This is a genomic window from Clavibacter davisi (assembly GCF_052751415.1).
In genome coordinates this window covers 112118-127445 of the sequence record NZ_CP199882.1, presented here as the reverse complement: position 1 = coordinate 127445, position 15328 = coordinate 112118, and the positions used below count along the sequence as shown (strand labels likewise).

Below are 15328 nucleotides of genomic sequence, written 5' to 3'. Positions count from 1 at the left end.
GCACGCGCACCTCCCGCCGCGTGGCGGGAGGAGGGAGAGTGGAGCATGACCGCACCGATCCGCATCGCCGTCCTCGACGACTACCAGGGCGTCTCCGCGCGTCTCGCCGACTGGGGCGCGATCCCCGGAGCCGAGGCGACCGCGTTCCGGGAGCACCTCGGATCCACCGAGGAGGTGGTCGCGGCGCTGCGGCCCTTCGACGTCGTGGTGGCCATGCGCGAGCGCACCCGCTTCGACGAGGCCGTGCTCGCCGCCCTCCCGGCGCTCCGGCTGCTCGTGACCACCGGCCGCGCGAACGCCGCCATCGACCTACCGGCCGCCGCACGCGCCGGGATCCTGGTGTCGGGCGGCGCGACCGGCGGCACCTCGGGCGCGGCCGAGCTGACGTGGGCGCTGATCCTCGCGACGCTGCGGCACGTGCCCGAGGAGGACCGCCGCGTGCGCGACGGCCTCTGGCAGGGCACGATCGGCGGCGACCTGCAGGGCCGGCGGCTCGGGATCGTCGGGCTCGGCGCGATCGGCGCGCGCGTCGCCCGGGTCGCGCTCGCCTTCGACATGGAGGTGGCGGCGTGGAGCCGGCACCTGGATCCGGAGCGGGCGCGCGGCCTCGGCGTGATCCCCGTCGAGAAAGACGAGCTGATCGCCACCTCCGACGTCCTCAGCGTGCACGCGAAGCTCGGCGCGTCGTCCGTCGGCCTCATCGGGGAACGCGACATCGCCGCGATGAAGCCCACGGCGATCCTCGTCAACACCGCCCGTAGACCGCTCGTCGACGAGGCCGCGCTGCTCGCCGCCCTGCACGCGGGCCGGATCGGCGGGGCCGGGCTCGACGTCTTCGACCGCGAGCCGCTGCCGCTCGATTCGCCGTGGCGACAGGCGCCGCGCACGGTCCTCACGCCGCACCTCGGCTACGTGACGGAGGACGCCTATCGCCGCTTCTTCGCCGAGGCGCAGGAGAGCGTGGCCGCGTGGGTCGCGGGCGCGCCGATCCGGCTGCTCGGCTGATCAGCCCCGGCGGGCCTTCCCCGTCGACCCGCCGGATCCGAGCACGAACCGCACCAGCCGCGTCACGCTCTCCGCGTGGTCGGTCTCGCGGCCGAGCACGCGCAGCACGATGACGCCGAGGATCGCCTGGCCGAGCTCGTCGACGGGCGCATGGGCGGGGAGCTGGCCCGCGCGGATCCCCGAGGCGAGCCGCTCCGAGAGGTCGCGGTCGACGCCGAGGCTCGCGCCGAGGTGGTCGCCGACCGCCTCGTCCTCGGCCGCCGCGGCGACCAGCGAGCGGACGAGCGGCCCGCCGCCGGGCGCGTCGAGCACGGCCAGCACGTCGGTGAGCCAGCGCTCGATGTCGGCGAGCAGGTCGCCCGTGTCCGGCACGGCGAACTCCACCGGGATCAGCCGGCCCTCGGTCATGCACTCGGCGATGAGCGCGCCGCGCGACGGCCACCACCGGTAGATCGTCTGCTTGCCGACGCCCGCCTCCTTGGCGACGCCCTCGATCGTGAGGTGGTCGTAGCCGACGGCGTGGATGAGGCGCACGGTCGCGCCGAGGATCGCCTCGCGGGCCGCCTCGCTGCGGAGCCGCCCGGACCTGTGCTCGTTCATCCGGTCAGGGTAGCTCCAGGGACTAGACGAGACGTAGCGTATCGTCGAAGCGTCTGAAGGAGATGACATGGCGTCAGTGCTGTACCGGCTCGGTTCGATGGCCGCGCGTCGCGCGTGGCTCGTGATCGTCTCGTGGGTGGTGATCCTCGGGATCGGCGTGGGCTCGTTCCTCGCGTTCGCCGGCACCCTCGGCAACAGCTTCGACATCCCGGGCACCGCCTCCGGCGCCGTCACCGACGAGCTCGCGCAGACGCTGCCCGACACCGCGGGCGGCACCGGCACAGTCGTCTACCGGACCACCGACGGCTCGGCCTTCACCGACGAGCAGAAGGCCGACATCTCGGCGCTGGCCGCGAGCGCGGGCGACCTCCCGGGCGTCGCGCGCGTCGTGGATCCGTTCGCCGTCACCCAGCAGCGCGCCGACCAGGCCGCGCAGCTCTCCAGCGGCGAGGAGCAGATCACCGCGGGCCGCACGCAGCTCGACCAGGCGCAGCAGCAGCTCGACGCCGGGAAGGCGCAGGTCGAGGCGGGCCAGCAGCAGCTCGCCGCCGCGCGCCAGCAGGCCGAGGCCGCGGGCGCACCCGCCGCGCAGATCGCCGCGCTCGACGCGCAGCAGGCCCAGCTCGATGCGCAGACCCAGGCCCTGGCTCAGCAGCAGTCGACCGTCGACTCCTCGCGCACGCAGCTCGAGGCGGGCGCCGAGCAGGCCGAGCTCGGCCGCACGCTCCTCGGCCTCACGGACGGCATCGGCGTCGTCTCGGACGACGGCTCGACCGCCATCGTCAACGTGTCCTTCACGGATCCGCGCCTCGAGCTCTCCGAGGAGACCAAGCAGGACGCCATCGCGCACTTCGAGGACGCGCCCGTCGCCGGCACGAGCGTCGACTTCGCGACCGACCTCGCGCAGGGCGTGCCCGAGATCTTCGGCATCGGCGAGGTCGTCGGCCTCGTGTTCGCGGCCATCGTGCTCATCGTGATGCTCGGCACGCTCATCGCCGCGTCGCTGCCCATCGTCACCGCGGTGGTGGGCGTGGGCGTCGGCGTCACGGCGTCGCTCGCCTTCTCCGGGCTCGTCGACATGGCGTCGGTGACCCCGGTGCTGGGCGTGATGCTCGGCCTCGCGGTCGGCATCGACTACTCCCTCTTCATCGTCAACCGGCACCGCAAGCAGCTCCTCGGCGGCACGGGCGTGCGCGAGTCGATCAGGCTCGCCACCGGCACGTCGGGTACGGCGGTCGTGTTCGCGGGATCCACCGTGATCGTCGCGCTCCTCGCCCTCAACATCACGGGCGTGCCGTTCCTCGCGCTGATGGGCACGGTCGGCGCGGTCTGCGTGCTCGTCGCCGTGCTGGTCGCGATCACCCTCACGCCCGCGGTGCTCGGTCTCGCCGGCATGCGCGTGCTCCGGAAGCGCGATCGCGCGCGCGTCGGCGCCGGCCACGAGCGCCACCCGCACGGGGCGCCGACGACGCTGAAGCCCATGTCGAACGCGCGCGCCGTGCTCACGGTGGTGGGCGCGGTCGTCGCCCTGCTCGTGGTCGCGATCCCGAGCCTGTCGATGCGGCTCGGCCTGCCCGACGGATCCAGCGAGCCGGCCGGATCCACTAGCCAGCAGGCCTTCTCCACGGTCGCCGCCGAGTTCGGCGAGGGCGCCAACGGACCGCTGCTCGTGGTCGCCGACGTGCCTTCCGGCGTCTCCGAGGGCGACCTCCTCGCCACCCAGGTCGAGGTCGCGCAGGCGCTGCACGACCTCGACGACGTGGTCGCCGTCGCGCCCGTCGCGAACACCGACGACGGCACCGTGCTCGCGTTCCAGGTGCTCCCGACGGAGGGCCCGAACAGCGCGTCGACCGAGCAGCTGGTGCAGGACATCCGCGCGATGCCCGAGCTCGAGGGCGGCATCACGCTCGGCGTCGCCGGGCAGGCCGCCACGAACATCGACATCTCCGAGGCGCTGGCCGCGGTGCTGCCGCTCTACCTGCTCGTGGTCGTGGGGCTGTCGCTGCTGATCCTGATCGTGGTGTTCCGCTCGATCCTCCTGCCGCTCATCGCGACCGGCGGGTTCGTGCTGTCGCTGTTCGCGACCTACGGCCTCATCGTCGCGGTGTTCCAGTTCGGCTGGGGCGCGAGCCTCATCGGGTTGGAGAGCTCGGGGCCGATCCTGAGCTTCCTGCCGGTGATCCTCGTCGGGATCCTGTTCGGCCTCGCCATGGACTACCAGCTGTTCCTCGCGAGCGGCATGCGCGAGGCGTACGTGCACGGCGCCGAGGCGCGGCTCGCGGTGGTGCAGGGCTTCCGGGCCGGGCGCGCGGTCGTCACGGCGGCGGCGCTCATCATGGTGTCGGTGTTCGGCGGGTTCGTGTTCTCGGAGTCGACCATCATCCGGTCCATCGGATTCGGCCTCGCGTTCGGCGTGCTCCTCGACGCCTTCGTGGTGCGGATGCTGCTGATGCCCGCGCTCATGCACCTGCTCGGCCGCTCGGCCTGGTGGCTGCCGCGCTGGCTCGACCGGATCCTGCCGGACGTCGACATCGAGGGCGCGGCGCTGGAGCGGACGCACCCGCACGCGTCGGCGACGACCACGTCCGCGGCTCCCGCGGTGGACCTCCCGGCCGGGCTGCCGGCCGATGGCGGGCACGGCGCGCACGCGGCGCCGCCCACGCCGTCGACCGTCCGCGCCGAGACGGAGGCCGCGCCGCGCGAGCGGTAGCCGCCGCGGCGTCCACGGCGAGCGCGGACGGCCGCGGCGGGCGGGGCGGTCGCGGCGGGCGGACCGTCCCGGCGGCCGTGCCTGCCGCGGCGAGCGGGGCAGCCGCGGCAGGCGCGGCCGCCCGGCGATCCTCGCGGGACGGTCCCACCCGGCTGCGGGAGAGTGGATGCGAGCACGTCCGCCCGGCCCGCCGCGACAGAAGGACCCGCCAATGACCGACGCCCCCGTCCCCGCGATCGCCGCCCCGCGGATCCCGAAGCCCGAGCATCCGCGCCCGCAGTCAACGCGGCCCGACTGGCTCAACCTCAACGGCACGTGGGACTTCGAGCGCGACCGCGGCGACTCCGGCCTCGAGCGCGGCCTGCTCGAGCGGGAGCTGGCCGAGGAGATCCTGGTGCCGTTCGCGCCGGAGTCGATCGCCTCGGGCATCGGCGACGTCGACTTCCTCACGGCCGTCTGGTACCGCCGCCGCGTGCGGATCCCCGCCGGCTGGAGCGGCCGTCGGGTCCTCCTCCACTTCGGCGCGGTCGACCACGACGCCACCGTGTGGGTGGGCGGCGAGGAGGTCGCGCGGCACCGCGGCGGCTTCACGTCGTTCACGGCCGACCTCGGCGTGCGGGCCGACGAGGAGGAGCTCGTGATCACGGTCCGCGCCCGCGACACCCGGGACGAGCCGCAGGCCCGCGGCAAGCAGGCCACCTGGTTCGCGAACACCGAGTGCTTCTACACGCGCACCACCGGGATCTGGCAGACGGTGTGGTTGGAGCCGGTGCCCGAGGCGCACATCCGCCAGGCGCACATCGAGCCGCAGCTCGGCGACGCGTCGTTCACGGTGACGCCCGAGCTCGCGCCGCGCACGGCGGGCCTCCGGTTCGAGGCCGTGCTCCAGGATGCGGCCGGCGAGATCACGCGCGCGGCCGTGCCCGCCGGCCTCGGCGCCCGGGTCGTCCTGCGGATCCCTGCGGACCGCGTGCGCCCGTGGTCGCCGGAGGATCCGCACCTCTACGACATCGCGCTGCGCCTGGTCGACGGCACGGGCGACGACGCCCGGGTGGTCGACGAGGTCGCCTCCTACGGCGGCCTCCGCTCCATCGCGATCGACGGCCAGGACCTCCTCCTCAACGGCCGCCGCGTCTTCCAGCGCCTCGTGCTCGACCAGGGCTATTGGCCCGACACGCTGATGACCTCGCCCGATGACGCAGCGCTCGTCCGCGACATCGAGCTGTCGATGGCCGCGGGCTTCACCGGCGCGCGCCTGCACCAGAAGGTCTTCGAGGAGCGCTTCCTCTTCCACGCCGACCGGCTCGGCTACCTCGTGTGGGGCGAGTTCGGCGACTGGGGCGCGGGCGGCGGCCTCGGCAAGGACGCGCAGCAGCCGACAGCGTCGTTCATCACGCAGTGGATCGAGGCGGTCGAGCGCGACCGCTCCCACCCGTCGATCATCGGCTGGTGCCCGCTCAACGAGACGTACCAGGCGCTGCACGACCGCATCACGCAGCTCGACGACGTGACCGTCGGCATGTACCGGGCGACCAAGGCGGCGGATCCGTCGCGCCCCGTCCTCGACGCCTCCGGCTACTCCCACCGCGTGCCCGGCGCCGACGTCTACGACTCCCACTCGTACGAGCAGGATCCGGACGCGTTCCGCCGCGAGCAGGCCGGCCTCGCGGACGGCCGCCCGTTCGTCAACGAGCTGGACGGCCGCGCGATGTCGGTGCCATACGCGGGCCAGCCCTTCTTCGTCTCCGAGTACGGCGGCATCTGGTGGAACCCGGCCGAGGCCGACGCCGCCGCCGATGATGACGACCCCGAGCGCGCGGTCTCCTGGGGCTACGGCGAGCGCGTCCGCACCGTGGAGGAGTGGCACGCCCGGTTCCGCGGCCTCACCGAGGTGCTGCTCGAGGATCCGCGCATGTTCGGCTACTGCTACACGCAGCTCACCGACACGTTCCAAGAGCAGAACGGCATCTACGACGCCCACCGCCGGCCCAAGTTCGACATCGCCCGCATCCGCGACGTGCAGGAGAAGCGGGCGGCGTACGAGGAGCGGGACGGCGCCTGATCCGCGACGTGGACTTCCGAACACGTTCCGAATATGATGACGGCATGTCCATCCTCCACGACGCCCGCACGACGATCCGTCGCTCGTCCGAGCTGAGCAAGCACTCGGCGGACGTGTTCGCGGAAGCGGAGGAGCACCCGGTCCAGGTGACGCGGCGCGACGGCGAGACCCTGGTGCTGATGTCCCAGAGCGCCGCGGACGCGCAGGCGCAGCTCCTCCAGCTCGCGGCCGACCTCATCACCGTCACGCTGGACGACGAGGGCTCGCTGGCCTCGCGCATGGCGCAGCGGTTCCCGTGGATGCTCGCCCTGTCGGCCGCCGACCGGGAGAGCTGCGCGCGCGAGCTCGTGGATGCCGCTCGAGCGTCCTTCTCCACCGGCCAGCCCCACCTCGCGATCGCCGAGCTCACCTCCTGGCGCGAGACCGCGACCGCCATCGCCGCCGGCCTGTCGCACTCGCCGGTCGAGTGGCTCGATCGTCCGCTGCCGGTCGAGCGCCCCTGACCGTGGCGAAGGATCCGCTGGTCCCGCGTCCCACGAAGAAGTCCGAGCACACGATCGTCTTCGCCTCCGAGAGCGCGCGGAAGGGGTGGCAGGACCTGGCGGCGACCATCCGCGGCCCGCTGGCGGACGCGTGGGACTTGCTCACCCGGACCCCGACGGAGCGCACGCCGACGAATTACCCGCTCAAGGGAGAGCTCGGCCTCGTCACCCGCGCCGGGCGAGACCACGTGCGCTGGCAGCACAAGCCCACCGCTCAAGGGGACGCCCGCATCTGGTTCTACGTCGAGGGGCAGACGGTCTTCCTCGAGCAGGTCCACACGCGGCATCCGAACCAGACCAAGTAGGGCCGCTCACGACGAGAGCCCGCCCCCGCGATCCACATGGACCACGGGGGCGGGCTCTCGTCCGGGGCGAGACCGCCTCACCTCCCGGCGAGCGACCCGCCGATCCCGCCGACGCTGAAGTACTTGTTCAGCAGGGCGAAGATCAGCACGGGCGGCAGCATCATGATGACCGCGACCGCCATCACCGAGCCCCAGTCGGCCGCGTTCTGCTGGAAGAACGTGTTGAGGCCGATGGGGAGGGTGTACTTCGTGAAGTCCTGCAGGAACAGGAGCGCGATCAGGTAGTCGTTCCAGGCCAGCAGGAACGAGAAGATCGCGGTCGAGAGGATGCCCGGCAGCGAGTTGCGGAGCACTACGCGCACGAACCCGCCGAACACGCTCGCGCCGTCCATCCACGCCGCCTCCTCCAGGGTGATGGGGATGGAGTCGATGTAGGCCGCCATCATCCAGATCGCGACCGACATGGTCGAGCCGATGTAGATGATCGCCACGCCCTGCAGCGTGTTGATGAGGCCCATCGCCGAGAACGTGATGAACAGCGGGATCGCCGCCGTCACCACCGGCAGGGCCTGCACCACGAACAGCACGAGCGAGTACCCGGAGACGAGCCGCGATCGCGAACGGCTCAGCACGTACCCGGCGGGCGCCGCGATCACGACCGACACGAGCACGGTCACGAGCGCGACGACGAGGCTGTTGCCGAGCCAGATCATCACGTCGGTGCCGCCGAGCACGCGCTCGAAGTTCTCGAGCGTGAACCCGGTCGCCGTGGAGTTCTGGCCCGGCTGGGTGGAGAGGAACAGCACCGCGAGGATCGGCGTGATCACCACGAGCGTGATGACCGCGATGAGCAGGAAGCGCCACCACTGGCCCTTCTGCTCGCGCTGCTTCGCGGAGGTCCGCTTGACGTCGCCGACGGTCGCCGAGGTGGCGCCGCCGACCGCGAGTGCCTGGCTCATTCGATGTCCGCCTTCTTGATCTGCCGGTACAGCAGCGTCGACACGAGGACGAGCACGGCCGTCATCATGAACGCGACCGCGGTGGCCGGTCCGGTCTGCAGGTTCTGGAACGCCTGCTGGTACGCCAGCACGATCAGCGACGTCGTCGCGTTCACGGGACCGCCCTGCGTGAGCAGGAAGATCGTCGGGAAGTCGTTGACGCAGAAGATCGTCATCAGCACCCAGCTGATGTACGTGGTGCGGGAGATGATCGGGAGGGTCACGCCGCGGAACGCCTGCCAGGCGCTCGCGCCGTCCATCTTCGCCGCCTCGTAGACGTTGGTGTCCACCGACGCGAGCGCCGAGGACATCATCATCAGCATGAACGGGAAGCTGATCCAGACCTTGAACACGCAGACCACGACCTGCGCGAGGAGCGGATCGCCGAGGAAGTTCGCGTCGGGGAACCCGAGCGTCGCCAGGATGATCGGCACCGGGCTCTGCGGCGTCGCCACCAGCCAGTTCCACGAGGTCGACGACACGACCACCGGCACGATCCACGGCAGGAGCAGCAGCACCTTGAAGAACCCGTTGGCCGGGATCCGGGTGCGCAGCAGCAGCGCGAGCGCGAGGCCCACGAGCCAGGAGCCGAAGACGCCCACGAGCGTGAAGACGATCGTGAAGACCGTCGCGTTGCGGAACGACTCCGAGGCCAGCACGCTCGCGTAGTTCTCGAACCCGACGAACGGCGTCTGCCACGGCAGCGTCGACGGCGTCCCCTTCTGCAGCGACTGCAGGAAGGAGTAGACGACGGGGTAGACGTTCAGCAGGATCAGCAGGATCAGCGACGGCAGGGCGAACAGCGCCAACGTAGCGCCGGCCCGTCCGAGCGGCGTCTTCCCCGAGCCCTTGCGGGTCGGGCTCGGCCGCCGGCCGGAGCCGGCGACGCCCACGCCGCGGCGCGCCAGCCCGATCTTGTCGACGACGCTGGTGTCGCCGCGGGTGTCGCGCGTGTCCAACGCCATCAGGTCACCTCGCCCATGTCATGCCCTCCGGATGCGCGCGGCGTCACGCGCCCGCGTCCAGTTCCTTCTGCAGCTTCTCGAGGGCCTCGCGCGCCGTGACTGTGCCACCGAGGACCGACTGCGCGAACGAGATCGTCGGCTGCGTGCCGTCGACCTTGGTCACGTTCTGGAAGACGGTGTTCGAGCCGGGCGCGCCCCAGGTCTTCGAGATGGGCTGCCAGTCGCTGAGGATCTTCGTGGTGTTCGGGTCGTCCGCGTACGCCTCGTCGGCGATGGACTTGAGCGGCGGCAGGCCGATGCCGGTCTGCTTCGTCCAGAGCGACTTCATGTTCTGGTAGTAGTACGTGAGGAACGCCTCGCTGTTCTCCTGGCTGGGCGTCGACTTGTACATCATGATGTTGTTCGGGAAGTAGAGCGCGCCCTTCTCGCCGCCGGGGCCCACGAGCGGGTCGCCGACCACCATCTGCGCCGCCGTCTCGGGCGTCACGTTCGCGGGGGCGCCCGCGCCGTCCCAGAGCATGCCGAAGGTGCCGGCGTCCATCTGCTGGTACGCGTTGTCGGAGGTGTAGGTGGCGCTGCGGGGATCCACGTAGCCGTTCTTCACCATGCCGAGCACCCACTCGACGGCCTCGATGTTCTTGTCGGTGACGACGTCCGGGTTCTGGTCGCCGTCGAACAGGCCGCCGCCGTTGTTGATCATGTGGGCGACGATCTGGTGGAAGCCGGTGAAGGCGCCGGCGCCGGAGCGGGTGCCGTACCCGTAGACGCCGATCTTCTTGAGCCCGGCGCACGCGGCCTCGTAGGAGTCCCAGTCGGTGGGCGCCTCGACGCCGGCCTTCTCGAGGAGGTCCTTGCGGTACCAGTACATGCGCATGTCGAGGTTGTACGGGACGGCCGCGTAGCCGTTGGCCGTCTTCAGGGTGTCGACGAGGCCCGGGAGGAAGTCGTCGTAGATCCCGTTGCCCTTCCACGTCTCGATGAGGTCGTCGGCGTACGCGATCTTGCCCTGCGACTCGAAGAGGAACGCGGTCGTGCCGCCGCCCGAGCTCACCGCGGGGCCGTTGTTGGCGGCGACCGCGGTCGAGAAGGTCTGCGTGAAGTTGGCCCACTGGACCTGCTGGTAGCTGACCTTGCCGAACCCGCTCGCGGGCTTGTACGCGGCGGAGATCACCTTGTCCTCGGTGAGGAACGCGGGCGCGCCCCAGGGCATGTTCCAGAACTTGAGGGGTGCGCCGGCGCCGCTGGCGCCTCCTCCGCCGCCGCTGCAGGCGGCGAGGAGGCCGACCGCCGCGGCGCCGACCCCCGCGCTGAGGAGGGATCGTCGGGTGAGGCCGTTGCCGAAGGCGCTCGTTGACTGCTGTGGCATTTCTGACTCCGTCGTCTCGTGGTGCTGTGTGTGGTGGGAGGGAAGGGGCTGGGTCTAGGGGCGCGCGTCGGCCGCGAGGGCGGGCGCGGCGGCGAGCAGGGCGCGGAGCTCGGCGACGTCGCCGGGTGCGCAGCGGCCGTGGGCGGCGTCGCGGGCGATCCGCAGCGCCGTGCGGTGGCCCGACTCGAAGACGACGGGCAGGTCCTCGCGGCCGGCCGGATCCGTGACGCTCGCGCGGCCGGGCGATGCCGAGCCGGGCGCGGGCAGGACCACGTGCGCGGCGCGGTCGCCGACGAGGATCCGGAACGTCGAGCGCCCGTGATCGTGGCCAGCGACGACCACGCTCACGACCACGTGCACGCCGGAGGCGCTCGGCCCGGCGAGCATCAGGTGCTGGGGCGTCGCGACGACGGGCACGAGCTCGGCGAGGGGCGAGCCGAGCAGCGTCCCCGCGGTGAGCGCGAGCGCCCGGGCGGCCCCGCGCAGGTCCGCCGGGCCCGCGACCGCGGCGCGCGCCTCGAGGAGCGCGCCCGGAGCGGCGAAGCGGTGGATGCGCGGCGCGACCCGACGGACGGCCTCCGCGTGCCGCCACGGCACGTCGAGCACCACGGGGACGCCGGTCGCGATCAGCGCCGCGAGCGCGGCGTCGTCGGCCGCGCCGGGGTCGAGCACGAGGAGCGCGCGAGCGCCGTCCCGCGTGGCCTCGACCGCACGGGTCGCCCAGCCGGGTCCGCCGTCGAGCACGACGACCTCCCCGGCGTCGTCCGCGCGGCGGAAGGACTCGGGGAGCGAGGCGAGGGTCGCGGCGGCCGCAGCCCGGCGGATCGGGGTCGCGGTGGGGTCGACCCGCACGGCGAGGGAGCTCATGCGGCCAGCCCCGTGCGGCATCCGACGCCCGCGAGGGCGCGGCCGCCGGCGGATGCGGCGGAGCGGATCAGCTCAGCGCACTGCTCGGCGATGGAGGTCGCGAGGGCGAGGTCGGCGAGGAGCTCGTCGAGCGGCACGGGATCGGCGGCGCCGACGAGCACGTCGTGCACGTGCTCCCACTCGCCGACGTAGCCGTTGTCGGCGTACGGGCCCCACGTCGTCGCGCGGCGGGCGTCGGCGAGGGTGGCGGTGCTGGATCCGGCGTGCACGTAGGAGAGGGAGAAGTCGACGTGGAGGGAGCGGTCGACGGCGACCGCGTCGAGCGTCCACTCGGGATCCCACGTCGCGCCGCCCACGCCGTGCACCTCGAGCACGCTCTCGCCGACCATCGCGACGATCTCGTAGCCCCAGGGATCGAGGGTGCGCGCCGCGATCACGCGCGGCGGCGCGACCGGGAGCAGCTGGCGGGCGAGCGGCAGGTCGTGGATCGCGAGGCCGAGCACGCCGCCGGTGATGGCGGCCACGCGAGCCTCCAGGTCCGGGGCGCCGGGCGAGCGGGGCGCGGGCCGGCCGACGATCTCGGTGGCCGAGTCCTCGGAGTCGGGGTTCGGCGGGATCACCGCGGAGATGCGGACGGTGTGCGGGGCGTCGCCGGACGCGCGCCAGCCGTCGAGCGCGGCGGTCCAGGCGGCGTCGAAGGCGTGCATGGTGCCGACGACGACGGGCACGCCGTGCTCGACCGAGGCCCGGGCGATCGCCTCCCCCTCCTCGGCGGAGACGGCGAGCGGCTTCTCGCACAGCACCGCGCGCTTGCCGGCGCGGCACGCGGCGATGACCTGCTCCGCGTGGAAGCGGTTCGGGCTGCCGATCACGACGACATCCACGGCCGGGTCGTCGATGAGCGCATCCGCGTCGGTCGAGTGGCGCGCGTCGACGCGGGCGGCGACGCGGCGGGCCACGTCCGGATCCACGTCCATCACGTGCACCACGCGGAACCTGTCAGCCATGCGCGCCAACGTCGGCAGGTGGATGGCCTGCCCGACCGGCCCGGCCCCGATGAGGCCGACCCCGAACACCACTTCGCTCACGACGCCCTCGTCCCTAGCTGATGACCCAGGACGAAAACTGACGACCTGTTTACGGTTGAGTCACTGTACGTCCCGCTTCGCGGACCGCACAAGGGGGAGGATCGACATCGTGACCGACACCCGCAGGCCGGCCCCGCCCTCGGGCACCCCCGAGAGCGTCGCCCGTGCTGATGAGGATGAGAGCGCGACCACGCTCGGGGGCCGTGTGACCGGCAACGCAGCGCGGGGGCGGTACTCGACCGGCGTCCGCCGCCGTGCCGAGATCGTCGACGCGGCCGTGCGCGTGTTCGGCATCCGCGGCTACGGTGCCGCGACGATCAAGGAGATCGCCGACGAGGTGGGCGTCTCCCCGGCCGCCGTGCTCCGTTACTTCACGAAGGAGGAGCTGCTCACCGAGGTGCTCCGCCAGTGGGACCGGCAGCAGCCGTTCGTCTCCGAGGCCGCGCCGGGCCTCCCCGCCATCCGCGCCTTCGTCGACCTGATGCGGTACCACGTGGAGCACCGCGGCTTCCTCGAGCTGTACCTGACCTTCGCGACCGAGGCGTCGGACGCGACGCATCCCGCGCAGGAGTACATCCGCACGCGGTACGCGCGGACGATCGCGCAGATCCGCCAGCGCATCGACGAGGCCGGCACGCTCGGCCAGGTGCCCGCGATGGACGACGCGACGCTCGACTACGAGGCCGCCTGCTTCCTCGCGATCCTCGACGGCCTCGAGATCCAGTGGCTGCACAACCCGCGGATCGACCTGCCCGGCCTCGTCGGCGAGTACGTGGAGCAGTCGATCGCGCGGTGGCGGGCGGGGGCGAGGGCGGCCGTCCCGCCCGGTTCCGCGTCGTGGGAGTGACGCCGTCGGCGGAGCGGGCGCGCCGGCCGGACCGCGGCCCGCGCCTCGTGCGCGCCCTCTGGATCACGGGCTTCGCGATCGGCACCGTCAGCCACGTGCTCGACCTGGCGACGGCCGGGCTCGACGTCTACGCGGGGCACCCGCTCCCGCTGCGGGCGTTCTGGGTGTCGCTGACGGTCCTGGATCCGCTGGTCATCGCGCTGCTCGCGCTCCGGCGCCCTGCAGGGGTCGGACTCGGCATCGCCGTGATCCTCGCGGACATCGCGGTCAACTGGTCGGTGATCGCGACGACCGGCGGCATCCCGGCGTGGGGTGCGGTCGACCAAACGCTGTTCGCGATCCTGGTGCTGTCCACCGCGCCCGTCCTCCTCCCTGGGCGGAGAGCGGGATGACGCCGTCGATCAGCGCGACCTCGACGACAGCGGCCCTACGGCTCCATGGCCTGACCCACGGCCGCGATCGCGTGCTCGATGCGGGATCGCATCGTCTCGATCGTGAGCGCGTCGGCGCCGTGCGCGGCGGCTCGCCGGGGAAGACCCGGCAGCGCTGACCGCAGCCGCTCCAGGAAGGTCCGCGCCGCAGGCGCACGGATGCCGAACATGTCGAGCGCGTCCGCGGTGGTGAACGAGTCCAGACTCGTCTCCCGGTCGCCGAGGAGCGCCAGCTGGTGGCGCTGACCGTCGCCGAGCGGCACCGGATTCACGTCGAAGGCAGGAGCGAGCGCCCAGGCGGTCCCCTCGCGCAGGAAGCCGTGGTTGCGCAGATGGTCGTCGAGATTCCCGACGAGCGCGCCGAACACGGCTCGTCTCCACAGCTCGGTCACGTCGGCACCGGCCACCTGCGCGAAGTCGACCACGTCGACCCAATCGCCTCCGTCACCGTCCGTCGCCTCGAGAGCGGTCATCGCGGACATGTAGGGGATGCGGACACCGTCGGCGCCGCGGTCGAAGCGCCTCAGGAACAGGACCGTGCGTCGGGTGCCGTCCACCGTGATCCGCTTCGTGTCGTGAGGCGGGACGTCGATCCCCACCTCGCCCATCACGTCGAGCACCGCAGCTTCCCACGCGATCACGTTCCATTCGTCACCGGTGGGCTTGGGGAACTTCGCCAGCCACAGGTCGGCGCCGATCCTGACGTTCGCCTTGGGGCGCGCGCCTCCCAGCGAGCCGGTCGCCCGGAAGAGACGACGGACTGCGGCATCATCGATCTCCGTCTCGCCGCGCTCGATCTGGTCAGCGACGTGGACGATCTCGGACAGATCGGCTTCCGCGGGGACCCCGCCGCCCGTCGCCACGGCGACACCGCCCTGCCAGAACCGGGTCGCCCCCTGTCGCCCCTCGTCGTTGACGCCCAACATCAGGGTCAGCTCATCGAGCGTGCGCCCGGCAGCGCGATTCTGCACCTTCCGACCCCAGGTGTCCGGCGCCGAGTCGCTGAAGGGGTTCGCGGGAGCCAGCGCCTGAGCACCGGGGAAGAGGCCGAGGGCCGGCGAGAGCGCGAATGCGTCTCGCCGGCGCAGGTAGTCGGAGTCGTACTCGAACGACCCGGAGGTCCTGGTGCGGAAGATCCTCCCCGCGCGCACCTCCTCACGGCCGATCACGGTCGTCACGTCGTAGGCGTCAGCCACGCTTGCGCACCCGGACGCGTTCCGGCAGCTTCTCGTCGACCATCAGCCGGCCTCGCTCGGTACCGAACGGATCGGTGGCGGAGACCACGCCGTCCATGAGCCCCAGCACGCGAAGGATCCGGAGCGTGATCTCCAAGCTCGTCCCCTGCCCGTTCTCGAGCTTGCTGATGGTCTGCTGCGTCGTCCCGGCGCGCTCCGCGACCATCTTCGCCGTGAGACCCAGCAGCTTCCGCTGGGTAGCCAGGTTGCGCCCGACGATGCGCAGGGATCTCGTGATGGCGGGAGGCGTGGTCGGCATGGCAGCAGTTTAGGTCAAGCTGACTAGATCTTAAAGGGGTTGATGTCA

Annotated in this window: 15 protein-coding genes; 7 read left to right on the top strand and 8 right to left on the bottom strand. The window is 72.2% G+C overall.

All coding sequences use genetic code 11. The features are described from left to right. Nucleotides 1–45 precede the first annotated feature (45 nt). On the top strand, nt 46–1005 hold the full coding sequence (locus tag ACU4ZT_RS00645) for a D-2-hydroxyacid dehydrogenase family protein (RefSeq protein WP_445337593.1): 960 nt from the start codon (nt 46–48) through the stop codon (nt 1003–1005). Here ACU4ZT_RS00645 and ACU4ZT_RS00640 read toward each other — a convergent pair whose 3' ends face one another. Then, the gene (locus ACU4ZT_RS00640) at nt 1006–1605 is read right to left on the bottom strand and encodes a TetR/AcrR family transcriptional regulator (RefSeq protein WP_414763514.1); all 600 of its coding nucleotides are present in this window, start codon (nt 1603–1605) and stop codon (nt 1006–1008) included. It lies immediately after the preceding gene. A gap of 67 nt (nt 1606–1672) precedes the next feature. Here ACU4ZT_RS00640 and ACU4ZT_RS00635 point away from each other — a divergent pair, with 67 nt between their 5' ends. The 4 genes from ACU4ZT_RS00635 (at nt 1673) to ACU4ZT_RS00620 (ending at nt 7224) form a co-directional block, all read left to right on the top strand. After that, nucleotides 1673–4315: an MMPL family transporter gene (locus ACU4ZT_RS00635; protein ID WP_445337592.1), complete on the top strand. Its 2643-nt coding sequence runs from the start codon at nt 1673–1675 to the stop codon at nt 4313–4315. A gap of 211 nt (nt 4316–4526) precedes the next feature. After that, a complete protein-coding gene (locus ACU4ZT_RS00630) occupies nt 4527–6377 on the top strand; it encodes a glycoside hydrolase family 2 protein (protein ID WP_445337591.1) in 1851 nt (616 codons plus the stop codon). Between the two features lie 44 nt (nt 6378–6421). Beyond that, nucleotides 6422–6880, top strand: coding sequence for a hypothetical protein (locus tag ACU4ZT_RS00625; RefSeq protein WP_063072067.1), 459 nt, complete (start codon nt 6422–6424; stop codon nt 6878–6880). A gap of 2 nt (nt 6881–6882) precedes the next feature. Beyond that, nucleotides 6883–7224, top strand: a complete 342-nt coding sequence (locus ACU4ZT_RS00620; protein WP_445337590.1) for a hypothetical protein — start codon at nt 6883–6885, stop codon at nt 7222–7224. Nucleotides 7225–7301: 77 nt separating this feature from the next. Here the strand turns inward: ACU4ZT_RS00620 and ACU4ZT_RS00615 are convergent, their stop codons facing one another. Genes ACU4ZT_RS00615 through ACU4ZT_RS00595 form a run of 5 tightly spaced genes read right to left on the bottom strand, consistent with a single transcriptional unit; the run spans nt 7302 to nt 12508 of the window. Then, nucleotides 7302–8183: a carbohydrate ABC transporter permease gene (locus tag ACU4ZT_RS00615; RefSeq protein ID WP_194664939.1), complete on the bottom strand. Its 882-nt coding sequence runs from the start codon at nt 8181–8183 to the stop codon at nt 7302–7304. Further along, nucleotides 8180–9187 (bottom strand): carbohydrate ABC transporter permease, encoded by a 1008-nt coding sequence (locus ACU4ZT_RS00610; RefSeq protein ID WP_414748643.1) that lies wholly within the window; start codon nt 9185–9187, stop codon nt 8180–8182. Before ACU4ZT_RS00610 ends, ACU4ZT_RS00615 begins: the two co-directional genes overlap by 4 nt. 43 nt (nt 9188–9230) lie before the next feature. Next, complete coding sequence (locus tag ACU4ZT_RS00605) at nt 9231–10553, bottom strand: ABC transporter substrate-binding protein (protein ID WP_063072071.1); 1323 nt, start codon at nt 10551–10553, stop codon at nt 9231–9233. Nucleotides 10554–10607: 54 nt separating this feature from the next. After that, nucleotides 10608–11420, bottom strand: a complete 813-nt coding sequence (locus ACU4ZT_RS00600) for a hypothetical protein (RefSeq protein WP_270980875.1) — start codon at nt 11418–11420, stop codon at nt 10608–10610. After that, the gene (locus ACU4ZT_RS00595) at nt 11417–12508 is read right to left on the bottom strand and encodes a Gfo/Idh/MocA family protein (protein ID WP_414748646.1); all 1092 of its coding nucleotides are present in this window, start codon (nt 12506–12508) and stop codon (nt 11417–11419) included. The genes ACU4ZT_RS00600 and ACU4ZT_RS00595 overlap by 4 nt, the downstream gene beginning before the upstream one ends. Nucleotides 12509–12617: 109 nt before the next feature. On the opposite strand from ACU4ZT_RS00595, the gene ACU4ZT_RS00590 reads away from it, so the two are divergent. Both ACU4ZT_RS00590 and ACU4ZT_RS00585 read left to right on the top strand, forming a co-directional pair. Then, nucleotides 12618–13355 (top strand): TetR/AcrR family transcriptional regulator, encoded by a 738-nt coding sequence (locus ACU4ZT_RS00590; protein ID WP_445337589.1) that lies wholly within the window; start codon nt 12618–12620, stop codon nt 13353–13355. Then, nucleotides 13352–13747 carry a hypothetical protein gene (locus ACU4ZT_RS00585; protein WP_445337588.1) on the top strand — a complete coding sequence of 132 codons (396 nt, stop codon included), beginning with the start codon at nt 13352–13354 and terminating at the stop codon, nt 13745–13747. The genes ACU4ZT_RS00590 and ACU4ZT_RS00585 overlap by 4 nt, the downstream gene beginning before the upstream one ends. A 35-nt stretch (nt 13748–13782) precedes the next feature. On the opposite strand, the gene ACU4ZT_RS00580 is transcribed toward ACU4ZT_RS00585, so the two are convergent. Both ACU4ZT_RS00580 and ACU4ZT_RS00575 read right to left on the bottom strand, forming a co-directional pair. After that, nucleotides 13783–14982: a type II toxin-antitoxin system HipA family toxin gene (locus ACU4ZT_RS00580; protein WP_270980878.1), complete on the bottom strand. Its 1200-nt coding sequence runs from the start codon at nt 14980–14982 to the stop codon at nt 13783–13785. After that, a complete protein-coding gene (locus ACU4ZT_RS00575) occupies nt 14975–15280 on the bottom strand; it encodes a helix-turn-helix domain-containing protein (protein WP_063072076.1) in 306 nt (101 codons plus the stop codon). Before ACU4ZT_RS00575 ends, ACU4ZT_RS00580 begins: the two co-directional genes overlap by 8 nt. Nucleotides 15281–15328 lie beyond the last annotated feature (48 nt).